Origin of the sequence: Oceanispirochaeta sp. M1 (assembly GCF_003346715.1) — a bacterium.
In the GTDB taxonomy this organism is placed as follows: Bacteria; Spirochaetota; Spirochaetia; order DSM-2461; family DSM-2461; genus Oceanispirochaeta.
The window spans coordinates 1-21,060 of sequence record NZ_QQPQ01000029.1; the positions used below are offsets into that span (position 1 = coordinate 1).

Annotated in this window: 17 protein-coding genes, 1 tRNA gene and 1 riboswitch; of the genes, 11 read left to right on the forward strand and 7 right to left on the reverse strand. The window is 44.3% G+C overall.

Annotation, left to right across the window (positions count from 1 at the left end):
- Positions 1 to 287 precede the first annotated feature (287 nt).
- A complete protein-coding gene (locus DV872_RS18255; RefSeq protein WP_158547045.1) occupies positions 288 to 872 on the forward strand; it encodes a helix-turn-helix domain-containing protein in 585 nt (194 codons plus the stop codon).
- A gap of 43 nt (positions 873 to 915) precedes the next feature.
- On the forward strand, positions 916 to 1,620 hold the full coding sequence (locus DV872_RS18260) for a CPBP family intramembrane glutamic endopeptidase (protein ID WP_114631396.1): 705 nt from the start codon (positions 916 to 918) through the stop codon (positions 1,618 to 1,620).
- A 497-nt stretch (positions 1,621 to 2,117) separates the two neighbouring features.
- Here DV872_RS18260 and DV872_RS18265 read toward each other — a convergent pair.
- A tRNA-Leu gene (locus DV872_RS18265) sits at positions 2,118 to 2,201 on the reverse strand.
- Positions 2,202 to 2,591: 390 nt separating this feature from the next.
- Between DV872_RS18265 and DV872_RS18270 the strand changes: the two genes are divergently transcribed.
- Both DV872_RS18270 and DV872_RS18275 read left to right on the forward strand, forming a co-directional pair.
- Positions 2,592 to 2,816 carry a winged helix-turn-helix domain-containing protein gene (locus DV872_RS18270; RefSeq protein WP_114631397.1) on the forward strand — a complete coding sequence of 75 codons (225 nt, stop codon included), beginning with the start codon at positions 2,592 to 2,594 and terminating at the stop codon, positions 2,814 to 2,816.
- Positions 2,816 to 4,591, forward strand: coding sequence for an ATP-binding protein (locus tag DV872_RS18275; protein ID WP_114631398.1), 1,776 nt, complete (start codon positions 2,816 to 2,818; stop codon positions 4,589 to 4,591). The genes DV872_RS18270 and DV872_RS18275 overlap by 1 nt, the downstream gene beginning before the upstream one ends.
- Positions 4,592 to 4,602: 11 nt before the next feature.
- Here DV872_RS18275 and DV872_RS18280 read toward each other — a convergent pair whose 3' ends face one another.
- The 4 genes from DV872_RS18280 to DV872_RS18295 all read right to left on the reverse strand — a co-directional run bounded on the left by DV872_RS18280 (position 4,603) and on the right by DV872_RS18295 (position 9,973).
- Positions 4,603 to 5,643, reverse strand: a complete 1,041-nt coding sequence (locus DV872_RS18280; protein ID WP_114631399.1) for an aldose epimerase family protein — start codon at positions 5,641 to 5,643, stop codon at positions 4,603 to 4,605.
- 138 nt (positions 5,644 to 5,781) lie between these two features.
- Positions 5,782 to 6,417, reverse strand: coding sequence for a corrinoid protein (locus DV872_RS18285; protein WP_114631400.1), 636 nt, complete (start codon positions 6,415 to 6,417; stop codon positions 5,782 to 5,784).
- A 109-nt stretch (positions 6,418 to 6,526) separates the two neighbouring features.
- Positions 6,527 to 6,709: riboswitch (cobalamin riboswitch) on the reverse strand.
- Between the two features lie 92 nt (positions 6,710 to 6,801).
- Positions 6,802 to 8,115: a PocR ligand-binding domain-containing protein gene (locus DV872_RS18290; RefSeq protein ID WP_147283208.1), complete on the reverse strand. Its 1,314-nt coding sequence runs from the start codon at positions 8,113 to 8,115 to the stop codon at positions 6,802 to 6,804.
- A 19-nt stretch (positions 8,116 to 8,134) separates the two neighbouring features.
- The gene (locus DV872_RS18295; protein WP_114631402.1) at positions 8,135 to 9,973 is read right to left on the reverse strand and encodes an ASKHA domain-containing protein; all 1,839 of its coding nucleotides are present in this window, start codon (positions 9,971 to 9,973) and stop codon (positions 8,135 to 8,137) included.
- Positions 9,974 to 10,075: 102 nt separating this feature from the next.
- Here DV872_RS18295 and DV872_RS18300 point away from each other — a divergent pair, with 102 nt between their 5' ends.
- The 3 genes from DV872_RS18300 to DV872_RS18310 are packed head-to-tail and all read left to right on the forward strand — an operon-like array spanning position 10,076 to position 12,120.
- Entirely contained in the window at positions 10,076 to 11,266 is a 1,191-nt protein-coding gene (locus DV872_RS18300; RefSeq protein ID WP_114631403.1) for an ankyrin repeat domain-containing protein, read from the forward strand.
- 52 nt (positions 11,267 to 11,318) lie between these two features.
- Positions 11,319 to 11,774, forward strand: coding sequence for a hypothetical protein (locus DV872_RS18305; protein WP_114631404.1), 456 nt, complete (start codon positions 11,319 to 11,321; stop codon positions 11,772 to 11,774).
- Between the two features lie 4 nt (positions 11,775 to 11,778).
- Positions 11,779 to 12,120, forward strand: a complete 342-nt coding sequence (locus DV872_RS18310; RefSeq protein ID WP_114631405.1) for a hypothetical protein — start codon at positions 11,779 to 11,781, stop codon at positions 12,118 to 12,120.
- On the opposite strand, the gene DV872_RS18315 is transcribed toward DV872_RS18310, so the two are convergent.
- Complete coding sequence (locus DV872_RS18315; RefSeq protein WP_114631406.1) at positions 12,095 to 12,937, reverse strand: GDSL-type esterase/lipase family protein; 843 nt, start codon at positions 12,935 to 12,937, stop codon at positions 12,095 to 12,097. The two genes, DV872_RS18310 and DV872_RS18315, sit on opposite strands and share 26 nt — an antisense overlap.
- A 132-nt stretch (positions 12,938 to 13,069) precedes the next feature.
- Positions 13,070 to 14,293 carry a radical SAM protein gene (locus DV872_RS18320; RefSeq protein WP_114631407.1) on the reverse strand — a complete coding sequence of 408 codons (1,224 nt, stop codon included), beginning with the start codon at positions 14,291 to 14,293 and terminating at the stop codon, positions 13,070 to 13,072.
- A 48-nt stretch (positions 14,294 to 14,341) separates the two neighbouring features.
- On the opposite strand from DV872_RS18320, the gene DV872_RS18325 reads away from it, so the two are divergent.
- From DV872_RS18325 to DV872_RS18340, 4 genes are all read left to right on the forward strand, one after another.
- Complete coding sequence (locus tag DV872_RS18325; RefSeq protein ID WP_114631408.1) at positions 14,342 to 15,811, forward strand: NAD(P)/FAD-dependent oxidoreductase; 1,470 nt, start codon at positions 14,342 to 14,344, stop codon at positions 15,809 to 15,811.
- 95 nt (positions 15,812 to 15,906) lie between these two features.
- Positions 15,907 to 18,552, forward strand: a complete 2,646-nt coding sequence (gene acnA / locus DV872_RS18330) for an aconitate hydratase AcnA (protein WP_199563514.1) — start codon at positions 15,907 to 15,909, stop codon at positions 18,550 to 18,552.
- A 47-nt stretch (positions 18,553 to 18,599) separates the two neighbouring features.
- Entirely contained in the window at positions 18,600 to 20,327 is a 1,728-nt protein-coding gene (sdhA, locus tag DV872_RS18335) for a succinate dehydrogenase flavoprotein subunit (RefSeq protein ID WP_114631410.1), read from the forward strand.
- Positions 20,328 to 20,342: 15 nt separating this feature from the next.
- On the forward strand, positions 20,343 to 21,059 hold the full coding sequence (locus tag DV872_RS18340) for a succinate dehydrogenase/fumarate reductase iron-sulfur subunit (protein WP_114631411.1): 717 nt from the start codon (positions 20,343 to 20,345) through the stop codon (positions 21,057 to 21,059).
- The last annotated feature ends 1 nt before the right edge of the window (position 21,060 follow it).

The window sequence follows — 21,060 nt, forward strand, 5'->3', positions numbered from 1 at the left end:
CTGTCCAAACGTTGTAGTATGATGACTCATAGCCGATTTCCTTTTGTTGTATTGTTTTAGTCGACTTAAGAATAAACGGAGATCGGCTTTTATAAAACCCCTTTCAAATTATCTTGGACAGCTGTGACTTTTAATGACTAAATTATTTACCACTATAATTTCAAATGTCTGGTAAATGTCATAGATACGACATGGTCAGAAGTCTCGATTATTGTGAAAATAATATCGGATAACAGATGTCAGTGATGTTTCTTTTTCATGCTTTTGTATCTATTAGGAGATATGTTATGAACCAACCAGAAATTGGGAACAAAGTGATCCACTTGAGGGAGTTAAAAGGAATAACTCAGGAAAGACTGGCAGAGTTATGTGAGGTGAGTACAAGAACAATTCAACGCATAGAAAATGGAGAAGTTAATCCGAGAGTCTTTACATTAAATAATCTGAGTAATTGTTTAGAATTCAACTTTAATGATGATTATAGAAGTACTGAATTAATCTGGATTATTGTTTTACACTTAAGTTCTATGTTCTGTATTGTCATTATTCCTCTTGTCATCTGGTCATTCAAAAAAACAAATAGTATTAAAATAGATGATCATGGAAAAAATGTTCTTAATTTTCAGATAACAATGACTATACTTTTGATTAGTACAGCAATTTTATCCATATTTATAATTCCAGCCCTGATTCTTTTTCTTGACCAGTACAATCTGGTCTTTCTATTTCGATATACAATAATCACTCTTATACCTTTTCTATTCTTGATTGGTATTGGTTTAATCTGCTTTTTCCAAGGTCTTATTAACGTTTTGAAAATCGTTAAAGACAAACCCTATAGATATATACCCTCAATTCCATTTCTAAAATAACTTATCATCATCCAGTGTAGAACACAAAATATGGAGAAATCTGATGGAAGTTAGAATGAAACATTTAAAGCTCATTATTGCTCTTTCTATAATAGTCGTCATTCCATTTTGCTTGATGATATGGTTTCGTATCCGTAAATCAACAGGTTTTGCATCAATTGAATTAATAGCCTATCCTCTTTTCTTTGGTGGAGGAAGTGTTGGAGTTCTCTTTCTTCTTAAAGCACATTTTCTGAAAGGAATCCTATCAGACTTTAATTTTAGACAGTCAAAATGGTTTTATGATATAGGATGGGGTGTTGCTATCTCTGTTATTTACTTTATTCTTTTCTATCTTGAAAGGATGACATTGGCCAAAGTTCTGCGATTTAATCCAAACAGAGAATTATTAGGCTTAATGCTAGATATGCGTAGAAATCCGATTCTGTTGATTTTATGGTTTGGTCCTGTTTTATGGATTGGTATCGCATTGTATGAGGAATCTATAAGAGTTTTCATTCTACTTAGCTTATGGGATTTCTCTCGAAATATTTTTTGGATAATTACAGTGATTATCTTCTCAGCGATAATCTTTGGTCTATTACATTGGAGTCAAGGATTATATGGGATTGTAACTATTTCTATTAAAAGCTTGGTAGGTGGTTTTTTTTATTTTAAAAAAAGGAGATTGGCCCCACTTATTTATGCTCATGTCTTATATGACGGTTTACAAGTTGGAAACTTGTTGCTCACATATGGAAAACCGTAAAGCGAAATATTGAGTATCATCACATTTGATAGATTACATCCCTGGATTCTGTTTCTTCAATTAGTAAGGTAATTAAGGTAGTTCTAATCCATTCTCAATGCAGTTATATATCTTTTCTGCGAGCGGGGTAGGGAGAGTAATAAAGAAACATTTCCACATTCAAAATGGCCCATTTAGAAGGGCGCAAAAACCAGAATCACAAAGCAAAAAGCGTCAATACTGGCGTCAGTCCATAAAAGGATGCTTATAAATAAAAAAGAGCAACTCGTTAAAGTTGCTCTATGCTCTTGCCCCGAAAGGGTTTAAGCGATGCGGTAGAGAGGACTTGCTGTCCAGTCAGAAGCATCGTGCTTCTTCCTTTCCAGCCCTCCTGCGTTCCTAACTCAACATCCCTGTTGAGTTTCGCTCCAAGTATTCGCGAACGTCACTCCGGTTCAAGTCCTCTTTTATAACGAAAAAAAAGATCCAAAGTACAATAAGTACTTTAGATCTTTTTATGCGGTAGAGAGGACTTGAACCTCCACGAGCTTGCGCCCACCAGCCCCTCAAGCTGGCGTGTCTACCAATTCCACCACTACCGCGTAATTGGTGTTGTGATAATACATAAGGGATAATTTTTTGTCAACGGAATTCAGCTCTTTTTTTATGTTAAGAGTTCAGGGGTTTTTTATGTCGTTTCAGCAGCCGATTTATAATAAACGGGAGTTCTTTCGTAAATACATACCTGAATGAAAAAAAACTAACCTAATCCTAACAAACGTTTAATCAAATCTAATAGTTTCGTGAGGATTATTATGAACAGATATTGTCGAAGAGTCGGCGTTTCAGAAACAAGGAATTATTGTTTGTGGCAAAATTATTGATCATAGAAGATGACTCTGATATCAGAGAACTGATCTCTTTTAATCTGGAGATGAGGGGCTACGAGATCCTGACAGACCGGGCATGAGAGTCTCCCTAAGGATGATCTTATAGATTTCACGGCGACTGAATTTTATATATTGAAGTTTCCTACAGAGAATCCAGGTCGGGTATTTTCGAGAAATCAGAATATTGACTCCCTTAAGGGCGAGGACTATCCTGTTACTGAACGGTCCGTTGATGTTCAGATTCCGGGAATCAGAAGAAAACTTGGTGATTCAGTAAGCATGATTGAAACTGTTCGTGGTATCGGCTACCGCATGAAGGGTGAGTAATGTACAAAAAATCTTTTTTTCAGCAGCTTTTCTATACAATTTTTATTCTGCTTGTGATCACTGTTACGCTCTATTTTGTTGTAACCATCACGGTGGTTAAAAAAGGGATGTACAGAGACGCTCTACAGCGTCAGATGTCTGTAACACGTATGGCTGTGAACCTTATGCCTTCTGATAGTATCAAAGACGGTGATAATGCTCAGGATTTTGCTGAGGGTCTCTCTCTGGGAACAGACGTTCGTGTGACTATTGTTGATCGCGCGGGGCTTGTTCTTGCGGATAACAAAGAAGACACATCCACTATGGATAATCATGCCTACAGACCTGAGATCCGTAAGGCCTTTATGGAAGGACAGGGAAGTTCATCACGCTACAGTGATACTCTCTCATTAATGATGCTTTACACGACTGTGTATGATGAGAATCAGGATTTAGTGGTCCGTCTTTCTCAATCGATTGAAGAGATTCAGGAGGATGTTGACCGTATTTATGAGAAGATCCTTCTTATATTCGTACTGGTTCTGGTTCTCGGCAGTCTTTTTACTGTCTTTATAGCCAGAAGACTCAGTTTTACCCTCAAATCGGTTCAGGATGTTGCCGGAGAATTTGCAAGGGGAAATTTCAATATTGAACTGGATGTCGCAGGTTCAAGAGAGGCAATTTCCCTGACACGGTCCATCAATGCCATGGGTCGTCAGCTTCAGGATAAGATCAGCACAACTACCTATCAGAAGAATGAGCTTCAGGGAATGCTCAACAGTATGAGGGAGCCTGTTCTTCTGCTGAACCATCGTCTGGAAGTCACAGAGATGAATCCTTCGGCTCAGGCCATGCTGGAGCCTGGAGACGGTCTTGCCTATCTTGGCAAAGGTCTCCTTCAGGTAATGAGATCAGTAGAGGTCTGTGAGCTTGTAGAGCAGACTCTGGCGAAAAAAGATACGGGTGAAGCCATTGTCCACTATGCCGATAAGGATCTGTTTTTACAGGTTTATACCAACTACCTGTACAGGGATGAGGATACTCCTCCAACGGTGTTGCTGGTTATGAATGATATAACCCAGATTAAGAAGCTTGAACAGATGCGTAAAGACTTTGTTGCCAATGTCTCTCATGAGCTGAAAACTCCGCTAACTTCCATCATGGGTTATGTGGAGACCCTGCGGGCCGGTGCTTTGAAATACCCTGATAAGGCGGAAGAGTTTCTTGAAATCATGTTCCACCAGACCAGAAATCTTAATACTCTGATTGATGATCTTCTGACTCTCTCCAGAGTAGAGGATGGACGTCGTCGATTTCATAAGGAACAGTTCCCTCTGGTAGATCTTTTATCCAGTGCTGTTTCAGTCTGTCAGCTGAAGGCAAAGGAGAAAGAGTCCCCCATTGAAGTAGACTGTGATTCCTCCTGCCTTGTGTCAGCACATCCTGTACTGATGGAGCAGGCTGTAACAAATCTGATTGAGAATGCGGTCAAGTACTGTCCAGAGAAGACAAGAATAACTGTTAAGGGATACTGCACTGATTCAAATATCCTTATAGAGGTGAAGGATTACGGGAATGGTATTCCTGAAGGGGATATTCCCCGTATTTTTGAACGATTCTACAGAGTTGATAAGGCCCGCAGCCGCAATATGGGGGGGACAGGTCTCGGTCTGGCCATTGTGAAGCATATATCCCAGATTCATGGTGGAACGGTTGCTGTTGACAGTTCGGAAGGGGAGGGCTGTACTTTTACCATTTCCCTTCCGAAAGTCGTAGAATCTGATTCAGAAATCTAATTTATATGAAACTAGTTTATTGAAAACTGATAGGAACTGGTGTGAGTATAAACCTCACCCGGCTTCAGTATACAGCTTGGAAACTGGGTCTGGTTTATACAGTCGGGGTAGAGCTGGGTTTCAAGACAGAAACCCCAGTTCCTTTCAAAGCTCTGACCGCCATGACCTTTGACTCCGTTCAGGAAATTTCCTGTGTAGAGCTGTACCCCGGGCTGGTCAGTAAACACATCCATAGTTCGCCCCGATGCAGGATCATAAACTGTGCCGTATTTTCTTACACCCTTTCCGGGAGGGAGGATGTAGCAGTGGTCATAACCGCCGCCTTCTACATCTTCTATTCTGGTGCCGATCTTTTCCTCTTTTGTAAAGTCCATCACTGTGCCTTTGACTGAGAGGATCTCTCCGGTAGGAATCTGTTTCTCATCAACAGGCAGGTACCAGGGGCAGTCCAGTTGAACCTGATGATCCAGAACATTCCCGTTCTCCAGACCCCTTAAGTTGAAGTAGCTGTGGTTTGTAAGGTTAACAGGGGTCGCCTTGTCTGTGACAGCCTTATAGTCGAAAATAAGCTCACCCATTGAGCTCAGGGTATAGGTCATGGTGGTACTCAGGTTTCCAGGGAATCCCTCTTCCCCATCGGGGCTGAAGGAGTTCAGGATCAGTCCTATGGCCCCTTTTCTTTCAAAGGGGGTTACATTCCAGTTCTTCCTATCGAATGTATCTGTCATACCACCGTGAAGGCAGTTGGTTCCATTATTTTGTTTTAGTGTGTATTCAGAACCATCTAGAGAAAACTTTCCATTGGCAATTCTGTTACCAACGCGGCCGATGGCGGCACCGAAGTAATTGCGGGTGTTTACATATTCGTCCAGAGTCTCGAATCCCAGGTTGATTTCTTCAACTTTTCCGTTCCTGTCGGGGCAGCGGATTGAAGTGATGATTCCACCGAAGCTTGTGACCCTTACTGTGAGGTCGTTTTCACCTGTCAGTGTATATATATCGGCTGTGCTGCCGTCAGGTAGTGTTCCGAATACTTCTTTAGTGACTTTCATATGGTTCTCCTTACACTATCAGAACTCTATTAGCGTCCTGATGTTTAATTCTCTGAGACCTAAGGGCCTTATAATAAAAAAAACTCCGGATGATTCCGGAGTTTTATTGTAATCAAAATATATCTTTAAGCCAACAGATTATTGTGTACAGATCTCAAAGGCTTTTTCAGCAGCAGTTGCCGCATCAGGTGTATAGATATCGGCACCGATTGAATCACAGAAAGACTGTGTTACAGGTGCACCACCGATCATGATAGTGATATCATCTCTGATACCTGCATCTACAGCAGCCTTAACAACATTTTCCATCTGAGTCATAGTTGTTGTCAGAAGAGCGGAAAGGGCAATGATATTTGCTCCTTCTGCCTTTGCTGTTTCAACATACTTTTCGGGGGATACATCTGTTCCCAGGTCAATTACTTCCAGACCCTTTCCTTCGAGCATTATTTTAACAAGATTTTTACCGATGTCGTGAAGGTCTCCCTTAACGGTTCCCAGAACGGCTTTTCCAGCAGCTTTTGATCCACCGGCTTCCAGTTCGGGCTTGAGAATTACCAGTCCTGCATTCATTGCTCTTGCTGCAATAAGTACTTCAGGTACGAAAACCTGATTGTTTTTGAATTTAACACCTACGATATTCATGGCAGACAGAAGGGCGTCATCGAGGACTGTCTGTGCAGCAATTCCTGCTTCCAGTGCTTCCTTACAAAGTTCCGCTACTTCTTTTGCCTTACCTTTCTGCATCAAATCAGAAATCTGTTCTAGATTAACCATTGTTTCTCCTTGGTAGAGCCCTGTTTCAGACTCTATATTAAGTAAATTGTTTGAGACATTCGACTTAATCCACGAAGTGCGAAATGCGGCATACGGCTGAGCGGTGACGCCCTGTAGACCGGTTCATAAGAAGTATCCTGACTTGCAGTTCAATCTCCCCTGAGCCTTCCCGGTCAGCAATCTGCTGCCAGTGGCATGATTCAGGTTTGTCCCTGCTCACAGTGACGGGATCGTGGAGGATTTTCACCTCACTTCCTTCCCTCTGAACGAGCTTCAGTATGCTATGACCTGAGCCAGCCGTATTGGAGAAAATTAGCTATTTTTGGTAAAAAATAGGAATAATAGATAAAAAATAATCCATATAAAAATACTAGTAATTGTTTGTCAGCTGTGGATTTCCTGGGTCTCAAGATCAATCTTTCCGCGCTTTTCACGGTATTTACCCGGAGAGAGTCCGGCCATCTTCTTAAATACCTTTGTAAAATAGCTCTGATCTTCATAACCCACCATACCGGCGATTTCTACAAGAGAAAATTTACTGTTCATTAGGAGATTTTTGCTCTTGTTGATACGAACCTGATTCAGATAGTTATTGAAGTTGCACTTCATCTCTTCTTTGAAGATTTTACTGAAGTAGGCTGGGCTCAGGTAGACAGCGGATGCAACTTCATCCAGAGTCACCTTTTCGGCATAATTTTTATTAATGTACTGAATAGTCTGATAGATGGCATCCGCATGTTTAACATCCCGCAGGTCGAAGACCAGGTCGGAGAAGCGGACAATAACACGGGCCAGCCAGCCGGCAAGGCCTTCTACAGAGTTGTAATTATTTATTTCACTCAGGTACTGGTAGTTCATACCGAATATCTGTTCTGCATCCGCACCGCCTTCCACAGCGGCTCTGGACAGGAGTACCAGAAGTTCAAGAACCCTGGCTTTCACTACATCGAATTTTCCACCTGAGGAGAAGAAAACGGCACCGAGTATTTCGTTAAGAACTGATCTGGCTTCTTTGGAGTCTCCTGTCTGAATCAGATGCAGAAGCTCCCGTTCCTTCTCAATGGGGTATTGTGCGAATTCGGTATCCTTGGTCTCCATCTCCTTAATGTACTGAATGTACTCAGAGATCTGGGCCTGCTGATCCATATTCTCTTTCTTGGAAGTGAGCTGAGAATGGTCTCCTTCAATAAGATGAGAAGCAGTAATAAGGAGCATTTCTGACAGGGCCTTTGCCTGCTCTGTGCTCAGTTTGGGTATTTCACGGACTTTCTCTTTAAGATTTGCCTTGCGGACAGACTCTGGATCAAACTTCTGGTTCAGTTCTTCTATAAGTTCCTCTGAATCAATAATAAGAGCAGGGCCTGCGATTAGAGCACCGGTCATTATTCCCTCTTCCATAAGGGGAGAGGCCCAGTGAAGCATATTGATAGGGCAGAAATAGATATAACTGCCGCCGAAACGTTCCGCCTGATAGCCGCCGTAAAGATGGGCCTGACGGCAGTCCGCTTTATTATTGCAGATCTCATTGAGAGAGTTGCAGAAGGGGCATATTGCTTCTTTGGCGCCCTCCATACTCATACGGTAGCCTTTGCTGTTTATTACAAAACACTCAATGCCTGTTGCCTTTTTATAGACATCGGCAATTGCCAGAGCTTTTTCATAGAATGGAGATATATAATTTATAGCTTTGCCGTTCATATCAGAATAGTATAGACCATTAATCAAATTCGGGAAAATACATGCTCATCATATATTCTTCCTGAAATCCCTGATTGGACGATAATTCTATATACTCGCAATGTCTGCGGATATCTTCTGTCTTTTTGAGTTCATCCTGATTGACAGCACAGCGGATAACACCGCCGCCGCAGGAGTTTCCCACTGAACTGATTTTACCCCGGAGTCCTTCCGGGAGCAGGCCGATATCCAGGGCACTCTCTTTATTTATATAAGAACCGAATCCACCGGCAATATAAACATTTTTTATATCATCAAGTTCATAACCCGACTCTTTTATCAGGGTATTTATTCCCGCAGCAATAGAGCCTTTTGCCAGCTGAACTTCTCTCAGGTCTCTCTGTCCGAAGAAGAGCGTCTTTTTTTCATCTCCCCAGGTAAAGCGGGTTTCTTCTTCAGTTTCTTCGAGGTATTCACTTCCTGCAGGAGCATTATCACCCCAGTCAGAATCATCCTGTATCCTGCCGGTATAATCGGCAATTCCGCTTCTTAGAAGATACGCTGTGATATCGATAATACCTGAACCGCATATTCCTGTTGTCTCTGCACCGGGAATAGTTTCCCAGGCAAAATCATGACCTTTTCCTTTCACAGCGCTTACGGCTCCCGGAATGCCCGCCATACCGCAGCGGATATTGGCGCCTTCAAAGGCAGGGCCGGCAGCTGTGGAGCAGCTGATCATCTTTTTCCTGTTACCAAGTACAATTTCTCCATTTGTACCTATGTCTACCAGAAGTGATAGATCATCAGATTCGGCTATCTCTGTTGAGAGTATTCCTGCCACAATATCTGCACCTATATAGGATGCAAGGGAGGGGAGAAGTATAATACGCATATGATCAGGGAGAATCGATCCTATTTCCCATGGTTTTAATCTCATTGATTCAATAGATATGGGCAGAAACGGGGCTACTGCTATGGTCTCGGGAGAGAGGCCCTGAATGATATGCATCATTGTTGTATTTCCGGCCATAAAAAGTCCAAGCAGATCATTCGAATTGATATCTGCTTTCTCCATAACTTTCTGAACAAGAGATTCAATCTGGTTTATAATCTTCTTCTGCAGCTCCAGGAGCTTAGCCGGATCATCTCCGATGTATTCAATACGGGAAACAACATCAGCTCCATAGCCTTTCTGGGCATTCAGTCCCGAAGATGTTGCTATACGGTCACCTGTTTCAAGATCTATCAGGTAGGCAACCACAGTGGTGGTGCCGATATCCACAGCTACTGCATATGTTTTTGCGGCTTTTGCGGATTCAGCAGCCTCAACTCTTGTTATCTCATCGCCGCAGAGACTGATGTTCAGTTCATATATATCCCCTTTCTGTAAAGAGGGAAGCATTGCTCTGATCTGATGACTCATAACTGTTCCATCGGGCAGAGAATCAAGAATCCTCTTTTCGTAGGATCTCTGGTCTGATATATCTCCAGAGGGCATTTTTATTATGATGCGTTTTAATAAGGGATTTATCTCACCATGATAGGGAAGGCCGCCGGATTCTTTGATACGTGCCGATCCGCTGACCCCGATTACTTTCACTGTTATAGAGCCTTTTGGGACAATCTGACATGCCAGTCTGACACCCTTTTTCAGCTCTTCTGTACTCAGTAATTTCAGTTCCTGTTCATTGGGGTCTGCCAGGTCTCCGTCAACTACAATTATTTTACATTTACCACAGGTCCCTTTACCCGCACAGGGGGATTCAATTTCCACAGACAGGGTGTTGCGCATTATTTCAAGAAGATTTTCTCCGGGAGGTATTACTTCTTTGATGATATGATCACCTGAATGTATAGTTAAAGTTGTTGAATTCATAAGTATCTCCAGCTACAGTATAGATGGAGTTAAACAGCTGGAAGACGGGAAATCTTGTAATTTACTCTTATTTTTTTGTAATAATCGGTTTCTGGAGCTGAAATGAAGAATTTATTACTATATATACTCATCTTTATACTGACATTTCCTCTTTTTGCGACTCCTGAGGAGGATTTTCTGGCAGCCTTGCGGGATTCCCGTCTTCAGGATGCCAGGTTCTTTCTTGACTCGGATAATTCTGTAGATCAGGTCATAGAAGATGGAAACAGTGCCCTTATTATAATGTGTGATGAACAGCGCAGCCATGAAGTGCGCTGGCTGATGAGTCAGGGTGCTGACCCAAATCAGACTGATTCTCTGGGCCAGACTCCTCTTATGTATGCGGCCATGAAGGGCAATAGAAATATTATTCAGATTCTTCTGCAGGAGGGAGCCATCCTCAATCTTCAGTCTCCCATGGGATATACCGCTCTGCAGATGGCTGTTAATCATGGACAGTTTGAAACAGCTGCCGATCTGGAGGCCCGGGGAGCCAATATCATTGAAGGATATTATGATCATCCCGCCTTAAGTGAAATATGGTCCCGAAGACAGCACTATGCTGTAGCCCTGGCATTAAAGGAATCCCGCTGGAAATATCATGACTTTCTGAAGGCTGTGGTGTCCGGTGATTACCGTGTTATCAGAAATATGATCGATACAGGAACTGACCCGAATGCTGCTGATACAGAAGGGGTTACAGCCCTGATGCTGACCGCTTCTGCTCCCGGTATCTATCAGGCAGAACTTCTCCTGTCAAAGGGTGCTGATCCGGCATTGCTTGATTCCATGGGCTTATCAGCACTCTGGTATGGTGCATTCCGTAATAACCTCCCCATGGTGGAGCTTCTTCTGGAAGCCGGAGTGGTGGATGATGCTCCTTATCTTGAGAATTCAGCCCTGTTCGGAGCCTTTTCATCAGGGGCTCATGAGGCGATGGTCATGCTGATAGAAGCCGGCTGGAATGCAGGTCTTACAGGACGGCTGGGAACTTCACTTGTACACTATGCCGCTTTTACCGGAGATCTTCGTACATTAAAAGAATTGAAAGAAGCCGGTATTTCTTTATTATCTGCTGATGCAGAAGGAAATACAGCTCAGGATTATCTGATACAGGGTTTTCACCTTAATGAGCAGGAATCTCTGTACATTCCGGTTGCGAGCTACCTGAAATCGGAAGAAGTCTCAGCTACAACAGATCCTTCTGTCTTGGATAATATGAGACTCTCCCGTATAATCTATTCAAAATGGTAAGAGACCTTTCCGGAAGCACCGGATTTAACTGGTCCTGCTCTGGAGTTAAAAAATGATTGATTTTATTGCTGATAATTTTTATTACGTATTTTTGGGATGGCTGGTTCTTAATCTCATTCAAAGACGTTACCGTTCTAGAGGCGCAAAAAAAAGAACAGCCACCTTGTACCAGGCTATTCTGATTTTTATTATTTACATCGGAGCCACTATCATCCGGGAAGAAAGCTTTGAAGTAAAATGGATTATCGTTCCTCTGGCTGTTGTTGCAGCTGCCATCTATTTTTTCAGAGACAGAATCCTCCCTTACAAGAGAAATTGTGTTAACTGCGATGCCAAGCTGAATATGAATCAGATTTTTATTTATGATGCAAACCTCTGTGCAGACTGTGATCCTGATGAACAGGAAGATGAGACATCTGAAGAAGATATAGAGGAAGGAACTGAAGAGGCCACGGCTGAGATCGAGGCTGATGAGGCTGAGGCTAAAGTTAAAGCCGAAAGCGAGTAACATCATGGATCTTGAAAAAGCACTGAGTGATCTGGTCGTTTCAGATGATCCGGAGAAAATCCGGCAGACTGCCGAGGCTTTGAAAGGGATGCGTTATTCTCCCATTCTCCTCAGTGATTTTGAAGAATTCCTTACTGTTGATTCCACCCGTTTCTTCCCTGAGCTGGAGCGGGTTATTAATTCTCCCGATATAGCAGAAGATCAATTACCCAGGGGTTTCGATCAGGCTGGTTTTCGGGATAAGAAAGTCAGTCTACTTTTATATCATTACAAGCTGCTCAACAGGCTGCGCCGGGGTGAACCGGAAGCCTGGGATGAAATCAATGAGCTGATGGAGGATGACTGATCAGGAAATCTCCGATCAGTCCTGCAATTATCTCGGCGGCACTGTCATTCAGATGTATGTTATCAGTAAGAAGGGTCAGTCCGTTTTTCTCTGATATATCATCCCAGCTTTTCCTCAGAACATAGCGTTTTACAGAAGCAACATTTATTGCAATATTATTTGATGCGAAGGGGATACCCCTTTTCCGCCTTTGGGCTTTTTCATAGAGTATCCTGTCCATCACCTCATGAAGAGGAAGATATATGATATCTGTTTCCTTTGCGATTTTCTTCACTATTCCCGAGTAGGATGCCGCAGAGATATAACCCTGGTGTGAAGGATCTTCAGTGACAGGGGGTAGGGATAAGACCGCAATTTCTGCATTTGTTTTACTCTTCAGTGTTAATATCAGTGATTTCAGGTTGTCTTCGAACCATTGGCTGTCGGCTTTTTGAGGAATCCCCTGGTTCTTCATGTATCTTTTCATTCTGGAATCACTTAAGGTGGCCAGTACATCATTGCTGCCTATGAGAATTGTAATATAGTCAGGATCACAGGCTACTATTCCGTCCATTCTCTGCAGTACATTCCATACGAGTTCAGCATTTATTCCTGCATTGATAAACCTGTAATCATCCTCTGAAAACCTCTCCTCAAGGCGTCTTACATAGTTGGCACTCATGGCTCCATGAGTAATACTGTCTCCAATATTAAGAACCGTTATTTCATCAGTAGGTTGAGATTTTATAAAAGTATCAGGTCGGGACTCCGGGAGTCTGTTGACCATTATGAAGGTATAAAAGAGAAGTCCGGCTATTAAGATGTATAGTACGATCATGTTATAGAAAATCTTCTTTTCATCTGCCGGTTTGTTTACTGTTATTATCTTTCATCAAAATCCTCACTGGCAGAATAACAGTTTTATGTTTTTCTCTCCATACCTTTTCTGCACAGCTTATCCATTTGAGGGCTAGGGGCAGCGGATAAATCCCTGAGCCCATAAACAGCCGCCGCAGCTGACGGGGAGACTTCCAAAGCAGTCCTCTTCGTTGGTCTCGGCCATTTCACATCCGGTACATCCTGTGCAGGGTGAAAAATCAAAATCCTGTACCTTTCTTCTGAACTCCCTGTATTCACTGCTTTTCCAGATATTCAGTAGGTCTTCCGATTGGAGTGATCCGAAAAACAGCTCCTGACTTGTTCTTTTTCGATCCTTCATGAAGTGATCATTGCTGTGAAGAAGGGGGAGGCAGGGACCAACCATTCCATCCTGTCTTACGCTGACACTTCCTCTCTTGATGAAGCTGCAGTTATTCCTGGGATTATTGAACTCATCCCCTCCAATTTCATGAAACTCATATTTTGAAAGAAGGGCAAGAATCTCATCCCGGTTTTCACTGTTTACATCCATTCTTGGAAAGATGATGGAACACTGTCTGGATTCCCTGTCGGCGGTGTAGAGAATTTCATCCTTCATATCAGAACTGTGGGGCAGCAGATTGGATACATGAAAGCTGACGGCTCCCAGGTCGTAGCTGAGTTTTATCATGGCAGGCAGATCTTTTATATTCTGTTTCATAGCCACAAAGGTTATTCCCAATTCCGGTTTCGGTCCGTTATGACTGAATTTCAGACTGTTCAGTCTTTTAATATTCTCAATTATTCCCGGAAGCTCATTGCCCAGCCTCACATCTTCATAACTGGAAGGATCAGCACCATCTATTGAAATCCACAGCCGGTCCAGATCAAGTTCGATCAGGCTTCTTGCCATCTTTTCATCCAGTAGTATTCCGTTTGAAATCAGTTCAACCGCAGCTCCCCGCCTCTTGGCTTCATAGATCATTTCCGGCAGATCAGGGTGGGAGAGAGGTTCTCCAAAACCACCGAAGAATACTTCCGGAGGAGTAGCACTTTGATCGAGAGTATCAAGAATTTTTTTATATACATCCCGGCTCATAAAACCCATGGGTTCATCCCAGGAATTACGGATACAGGTGGAACAGTCGAGATTGCAGCTGTTTGTGGGTTCCACATAGATTCTGGCCAGACGGCTTATGGTACTGTGGAGCAGAAGACCATCCCGTCCTTCCTCCAGAAGCAGTTCTTCTCCTGGATTTATGCCGTATTTATCTTTCAGATATTCAGGAAGGATAATTCTCCCCTGTTTATCAAGGCGTATTTTATGTTTTTCCATTTTTCTACCTTACATGATGATTATATTATACATAAAGGAGACTTTTAAATGATTACTGCAGATGTTCTGATAATCGGGGCTGGAGTTGTAGGCTGTGCACTTGCAAGACAGCTGAGCAGGTATGAATTAAAGATCCTTCTCCTGGAAGCTGAGGATGATGTGGGGACGGGAGCAACTAAAGCCAATTCCGGCATTGTTCATGGTGGTTATACGGCAAAAGCAGGAACCCTGAAAGGAGAGCTCTGCATCAGGGGCAATCGTATGTTCGAGGCTTTGGACAGGGAGCTCCATTTCGGATTTAAGCGAAAGGGTTCTCTGGTGCTGGCCTTTAATGATGAAGATCTGATCACCATTGAAGCTCTGAAATCTAACGGTGAGAAAAATGGTGTAAATGGGCTGGAGATACTTTCATCCACTGAAACCCTTTCCCGTTATCCTTCACTGAACCCTGATCTGAGTGCCGCTCTGTACTGTCCTGAAACAGGTATTGTCTCACCCTATGAATTCTGTATTGCTCTGGCTGAGAATGCTGTTCAGAACGGAGTGACACTCTCACTCGATAGCCGGGTTCAGGCTATCCGCAAAGAGGAGGGGCGATTCATTGTCAGAAGTGGAGAGCATACATACAGCGCAGAATATGTTGTCAATGCGGCGGGTTCCGGCAGTGCTTCTATCGCCGCTATGCTCGGTCCTCCGGGATTTTCTATAAATCCCAGAAAGGGTCAATATCTCCTACTCAGGCGTGGAAGTGGAGATCTCCTGGATACCGTCGTTTTTCAGACTCCCAGTGATAAGGGTAAGGGAATTCTTGTGACTCCCACTGTATGGGGTAACCTGCTAATAGGTCCGAATGCAGAGGATGTAAAGAGTCCGGATGAGCTGGGCACTGACCCTGAAACCCTGGCTCAAATCCTGAGTATTGCAAAGAAATCAGTTCCCGGTCTTGACCCGAAAGAGTCAATCCGTTTCTTTTCTGGCATTCGTCCCAGAGGGGACAGGGGTGACTTTATTATTGAAGAATCTTCTGTAGAGGGCTTTTTTAATCTGGGGGGAATTGAGTCTCCCGGGCTTACATCATCACCGGCCATTGCCATGAAGGTGGAAGAGCTTCTGGAAAAGAGAGGACTGGAGCTCATTGAAAAGGATGCTTTTAATCCCTTCAGAGACGAGATCTGCCATCCGGGAGCCCTGGGGAAAGTCTCTGAAGCTGCTGCAGGAGCAAAAAAAGAGTACGGAGATCCCCATAGAGTCGTCTGCCGCTGTGAGCAGGTTAAGGAGTCAGTTATTAAGGATGCTCTTGGCAGAGGCATTCCCATCCGCTCTCTTGATGCAGTAAAAAGAAGAACCAGAGCCGGTATGGGAGCATGTCAGGGAAAGTTCTGCGGACCCAGGGTACAGGAATATCTGATCAGAGAATGCGGGATTACTCTTCAGGATTTGATTCCTCCTTCAAGAAATAGTGATGAAATTCGGAAAACCGTCCTCAGAATCCAGGAAATTCTTGAAATTCAGGACTGAATTCTCATGGATTAGGCTTTCCTAAGTTCATTTTCTTGACTTCCCGATTTCTACATCCCATAGTTTAAGTAAAGTCTTACAGAATGGAGATGTATATGTCCCGGGAAAATCTTTTTTTCAAAGGTAAAAAAGTAGAATACTTCAGCCTTGTACAGTTTGCAGATGATTATGGCTTTGACCTTTCAAAGGTTCCGGTTGCCATCAAAATTCTGATGGAAAACCTCTTACGTCATAGAAAAGGCTCTTTTGTTTCGGATAAAGACATCACCGCACTTTCCTCCTGGCTGGATAACAGAGGAAAGGCATCCAGGGATATCAACTTTCATCCAGGCAGAGTGGTTATGCAGGATTTTACCGGCGTACCGGCGGTGGTTGATCTGGCTGCCATGAGAAATGCATTAGCCGAAGATGGGGGAGATCCGGCAAAAATAAATCCCGTAATACCCGTGGATATGGTTGTGGATCACTCTGTTCAGGTTGATTTCAGCGGCATGCCTTCAGCTTATTCTCTAAATGTGCAAAAGGAGTTTCAGCGCAACAGTGAGCGCTACCGCCTCCTGAACTGGGCTCAGAAAGAGTTCGAAAATTTTAGAGTTGTTCCTCCGGGCACAGGAATTGTTCATCAGGTAAATCTTGAATACCTTGCTGATGTCATCTCTGTAAGACAGGTCGATGGAAAGGATACGGCCTTTCCCGACACCCTGGTAGGTACCGACAGCCATACCACCATGATCGGTGGACTTTGTGTTCTTGGCTGGGGTGTGGGTGGTATTGAGGCTGAGGCTGCTCTCCTGGGTCAACCACTGACAATGCTGATCCCCGAGGTCATCGGGTTCAGGCTCACAGGTTCTCTTCCTGAAGGGACCACAGCGACAGATCTAGTACTTTTTGTAACACAGATGTTACGTAAAAAAGGGGTAGTTGGTAAATTTGTCGAGTTCTACGGACCCGGTCTGGATCAGCTCACTCTGGCCGACAGAGCCACCATCAGTAATATGGCTCCCGAATACGGTGCAACCTGCGGTCTATTTCCTATTGATGATGAACTTTTGAAATATCTGAAGTTAACCGGACGGCCCGAAGAGAGAATTCAACTTGTAGAGGATTATGCCAAAGCCCAGGGGCTGTGGAGAGAAGCGGGTGTGGAAGCTGAGTATACAGATAATGTAAGCCTGGAACTTAATGATGTCCGTCCCTGTCTGGCCGGGCCCAATAAACCGCAAAATCGAGTCCCTCTGGAAAATATGTCCCTGCAGTTTGAGAAGGTTCTTAAAGAAGTGTATGAAGTGAAAGATCCCGAAGCTGTTTCTCCGGTACAAGGAGAGGAATACAGTCTTCATCATGGGGATGTTGCCATAGCGGCCATAACAAGCTGCACAAATACATCCAATCCTGCAGTTCTTATTGCTGCCGGACTTGTTGCTAAAAAAGCTGTTGAGGCAGGACTGAAAAGCAGGCCCTGGGTTAAGACATCCTTTGCTCCCGGAAGCCAGGTGGTCATAAGTTACCTGGAAAAGGCAGGGCTGCTTTCTTATCTGGAGACTCTGGGATTTCATCTTGTGGGTTACGGCTGTACTACATGTATAGGCAATTCAGGACCTCTGCGTCCTGAGATAGAGAGATCAATTATTGATGGCGATCTTGTTACAGGAAATGTCCTTTCCGGTAATAGGAATTTTGCAGGCAGGGTTCATCCTGTATCCCGGGCCAGCTTTCTGGCCTCGCCTCCCCTTGTTGTATGCTACGCCCTGGCAGGTACAATCCGTAAAGATCTGACGAAAGAAGCTATTGCCCGAAATTCAAAAGGCCTGGATATTTTTCTTAAAGATCTCTGGCCCTCAAATGAAGAGATCGAGTCCTATATGGGAGACAGTGTCAAATCAGAACTGTTTCGGGAAAAATATGCTGATGTATTTAAAGGAACTCCTGAATGGGCGGCACTTTCTGACAACAGCGGCAGTCTCTACGGCTGGTCCGATGAGAGCAGTTATATCCGCCGGCCTCCCTTCTTTGACAATTTCAGGGGAGAGAAGAGGTTCCGGGATATAAAAGAGGCCCGGGTTCTGGCTATATTGCCGGATTCTACAACCACTGACCATATCTCTCCGGCGGGAGTCATACCTCATAATGAGCCTGCCGGACAGTATCTTAAGAGCCTGGGTGTTCAGACATCTGATTTCAACTCATTCGGCAGTCGTCGTGGGAACCATGAAGTTATGATGCGGGGTACCTTTGGTAATATCCGCTTGAAAAACAGGATGCTCAAGGATGTGGAAGGGGGATATACCCTGAACCGCCGGGGGGAGCAGCAAAGTATCTTTGAAAGCTCCATGGAGTATCAGGCTGAAGGAATCCCGCTTATTCTTTTTGCCGGCAAAGAATACGGTGCGGGCTCTTCCAGAGACTGGGCTGCCAAGGGAACCCTTCTACTGGGTGTTCAGGCGGTTATTGTCGAAAGTTATGAGAGAATCCACCGTTCCAATCTTGTAGGGATGGGAATACTACCCCTTGAATTTTCAGATGGAGACTCTGTGGACAGTCTCGGGATATCCGGAACCGGCAGTTATGATCTTCTTGGTATGGAGGATCTTAAGGCTAAGGGCAGCCTGACTCTTGTAATCAATGAAAAGGAACAGACCCGCAAAGTTCAGTTGAAAGTCCGTATTGATACGGGGGGAGAACTGGAATATTACAGATCAGGAGGAATTCTCAACCTCGTTCTTAAAAATATGAGTCACTGATTGTCTCCTGTCAGGAGTGTCTGAAATCATAAAAGGAAGGGCTTAGCATGGATTTTGACTATGAAGTATTGATTGTGGGTGCCGGAGGTGCCGGTCTGTATGCTGCACTTGAAGCCAGTAGAACAGGGAAAACCGCAGTTCTGACAAAAGTGTATCCCCAGAGAAGTCATACAGGGGCTGCTCAGGGAGGTATCGGTGCCGCTCTGGGTAATGTAGAAGAAGATAAACCGGAATGGCATGCCTTTGATACTGTCAAAGGGGGTGATTACCTTGTGGATCAGAACGCTGCTCTCATACTGGCTGATGATGCCGTCCGCGCAGTATATGACCTTGAAAACAGAGGTCTTCCCTTTTCCAGAACAGAGGAAGGGAAAATTGATCAGCGCCGTTTCGGCGGTCATACAAGAAACTTCGGAGAAGGGCCTGTGCGCAGGGCCTGTTATGCTGCCGACAGAACCGGTCATATGATTCTTCAGACCCTCTATCAGCAGTGTATAAAAAATGAAGTTGCCTTTTATGATGAGTTTTTTGTTCTGGATATCATGATGGACGGAGATACACCTACGGGGCTGATAGTCTTTGAGCTGGCCACGGGTAAGGTCCGTACATTTCGGGCAAAGGTCATTCTGTTTGCCACCGGTGGATTTGGACGTATGTTCAAGATCACTTCCAACGCTTATTCAAACACAGGTGACGGCCCTGCTATCCTGGCGAGAAACGGTATTCCCCTGATGGATATGGAGTTTTTTCAGATTCACCCCACAGGAATAAGAGATATGGGAATCCTCATTACTGAAGGAGTCCGGGGAGAGGGTGGTATTCTTTACAACTCCCAAGGGGAAGCATTTATGAAACGTTATGCTCCCACCATGCTTGATCTGGCCCCCCGGGACATGATCAGCCGGGCTATTATGACAGAAATATTTGAAGGCAGAGGCATCAAGGGAAACCGCAAAATTGATGACTATGTCTATCTGGATGCCAGTCACCTGGGCAGGAAGAAAGTTGAAGAGAAAATCCCTGATATTGCAGAATTCTGCAGAACATACCTTGATGTTGATCCGGCAGATGCTCCCATGCCTGTTCAACCCACAGCACATTATGCCATGGGAGGAATACCCACTAATATTGACGGTCAGGTCTGGACCGGAGAAAAACAGTACATGGGTCTCTATGCCGCAGGTGAATGCGCCTGTGTTTCGGTTCATGGAGCCAACAGGCTGGGAACCAACAGCCTGGTAGATCTTGTGGTCTTCGGCCGGCGGGCCGGGCAGCATATCGCTGAATATGTAAAGGATGCCCCCACAGGCCAAGCGGACAGCGACAAGGCTGCCTGGTGGGAAGACAGAATTGAGAAACTGAAATCATCCAGGGGGAATCATCCCGGTGAAATCTTTGATTCCATGCAGGAAACCATGATGGGGAAAGTAGGAGTCTACAGAACAGGATCAGAAATGGAGAAGGCTGTTAAGTCACTACAGGATCTCCGACTTGCCTATGAGAATGTCTCTGTTCATGCCAAAGCCGAAAACTTCAATGCCGAGGTTCAGACGGTTCTTGAACTGGGTAATCTTCTGGATCTCGCCCTCCATACCGCAGCCTCTGCTCTGAACAGGGAGGAGAGCCGGGGGGCCCACAGCAGAGATGATTTCCCCGAAAGAAATGATGAGGATTGGCTGAAACACAGTCTGAGTACCCTTAAAGAAAATAAGGTGACCTTTCGCTACAGAGCTGTGGATGTACATAAATGGGAACCCAAACCCCGGGTCTATTAAGATGAGGAGATTTGCATGAAAGTAGAACTAAAGATATTCAGATTCAACCCTGAGACAGATAAAAAATCCCGTTTTGATACATATAAAGTAGATGCAGAGCCCACAGACCGGGTATTGGATTCCCTGATGCATGTCTACAGAAATGAAGACGGCTCCCTGGCCTTCCGCAAGAGCTGTGCCCACGGGGTCTGCGGTTCCGATGCCATGAGGATCAACGGAAAAGAGAGGCTGGCCTGTAAAACCCTGATTCAGGATGTGGCAGATGCTGAGGGGGATACCATTCTTATTGAACCCTTAAGGCATATGACTGTTCAAAAAGATCTGATGGTGGATCAGAGTGAGTTTCTGGAGCGTTTTAAAAAAGTCTCACCTTTTCTTATACCCCTTGAAGAGGCTCCGGAAAAGGGTGAGTATATTCAGAGCCAGATACAGAGAGATGCCATAGACGATGCTACAAAATGCATCAACTGCGGTGCCTGTTATTCTGCCTGCCCCATTCTGGAAACAAATCCTGACTTTCTGGGACCTGCCGCTCTGGTTCATGCGTCCCGTTTTATCTATGACAGTAGGGATAAGGGACTGGACACCCGTCTGGAAATACTGGATCAGCCCAATGGTGTGTGGGCCTGTGACAGTCACTTCGAATGTACAAGGGTCTGCCCCAGAGGGATTAAAATTACCAAACTTATCAATATGACCAAGAGGGAAATCAAAAAGAGAAAAGGAGAATAGA

Excerpts from the sequence above, each read along its gene's own strand:
- DV872_RS18315 (WP_114631406.1), bottom strand. The coding sequence starts at position 12,937 with ATGATCGTACTATACATCTTAATAGCCGGACTTCTCTTTTATACCTTC.
- DV872_RS18305 (WP_114631404.1), top strand. The coding sequence starts at position 11,319 with ATGATTGATTTTATTGCTGATAATTTTTATTACGTATTTTTGGGATGG.
- DV872_RS18260 (WP_114631396.1), top strand. The coding sequence starts at position 916 with ATGGAAGTTAGAATGAAACATTTAAAGCTCATTATTGCTCTTTCTATA.
- DV872_RS18310 (WP_114631405.1), top strand. The coding sequence starts at position 11,779 with ATGGATCTTGAAAAAGCACTGAGTGATCTGGTCGTTTCAGATGATCCG.
- DV872_RS18300 (WP_114631403.1), top strand. The coding sequence starts at position 10,076 with ATGAAGAATTTATTACTATATATACTCATCTTTATACTGACATTTCCT.
- DV872_RS18320 (WP_114631407.1), bottom strand. The coding sequence starts at position 14,293 with ATGGAAAAACATAAAATACGCCTTGATAAACAGGGGAGAATTATCCTT.
- DV872_RS18285 (WP_114631400.1), bottom strand. The coding sequence starts at position 6,417 with ATGGTTAATCTAGAACAGATTTCTGATTTGATGCAGAAAGGTAAGGCA.
- DV872_RS18280 (WP_114631399.1), bottom strand. The coding sequence starts at position 5,643 with ATGAAAGTCACTAAAGAAGTATTCGGAACACTACCTGACGGCAGCACA.
- DV872_RS18275 (WP_114631398.1), top strand. The coding sequence starts at position 2,816 with ATGTACAAAAAATCTTTTTTTCAGCAGCTTTTCTATACAATTTTTATT.
- DV872_RS18325 (WP_114631408.1), top strand. The coding sequence starts at position 14,342 with ATGATTACTGCAGATGTTCTGATAATCGGGGCTGGAGTTGTAGGCTGT.
- DV872_RS18255 (WP_158547045.1), top strand. The coding sequence starts at position 288 with ATGAACCAACCAGAAATTGGGAACAAAGTGATCCACTTGAGGGAGTTA.
- DV872_RS18340 (WP_114631411.1), top strand. The coding sequence starts at position 20,343 with ATGAAAGTAGAACTAAAGATATTCAGATTCAACCCTGAGACAGATAAA.
- sdhA (WP_114631410.1), top strand. The coding sequence starts at position 18,600 with ATGGATTTTGACTATGAAGTATTGATTGTGGGTGCCGGAGGTGCCGGT.
- acnA (WP_199563514.1), top strand. The coding sequence starts at position 15,907 with ATGTCCCGGGAAAATCTTTTTTTCAAAGGTAAAAAAGTAGAATACTTC.
- DV872_RS18295 (WP_114631402.1), bottom strand. The coding sequence starts at position 9,973 with ATGAATTCAACAACTTTAACTATACATTCAGGTGATCATATCATCAAA.
- DV872_RS18290 (WP_147283208.1), bottom strand. The coding sequence starts at position 8,115 with ATGAACGGCAAAGCTATAAATTATATATCTCCATTCTATGAAAAAGCT.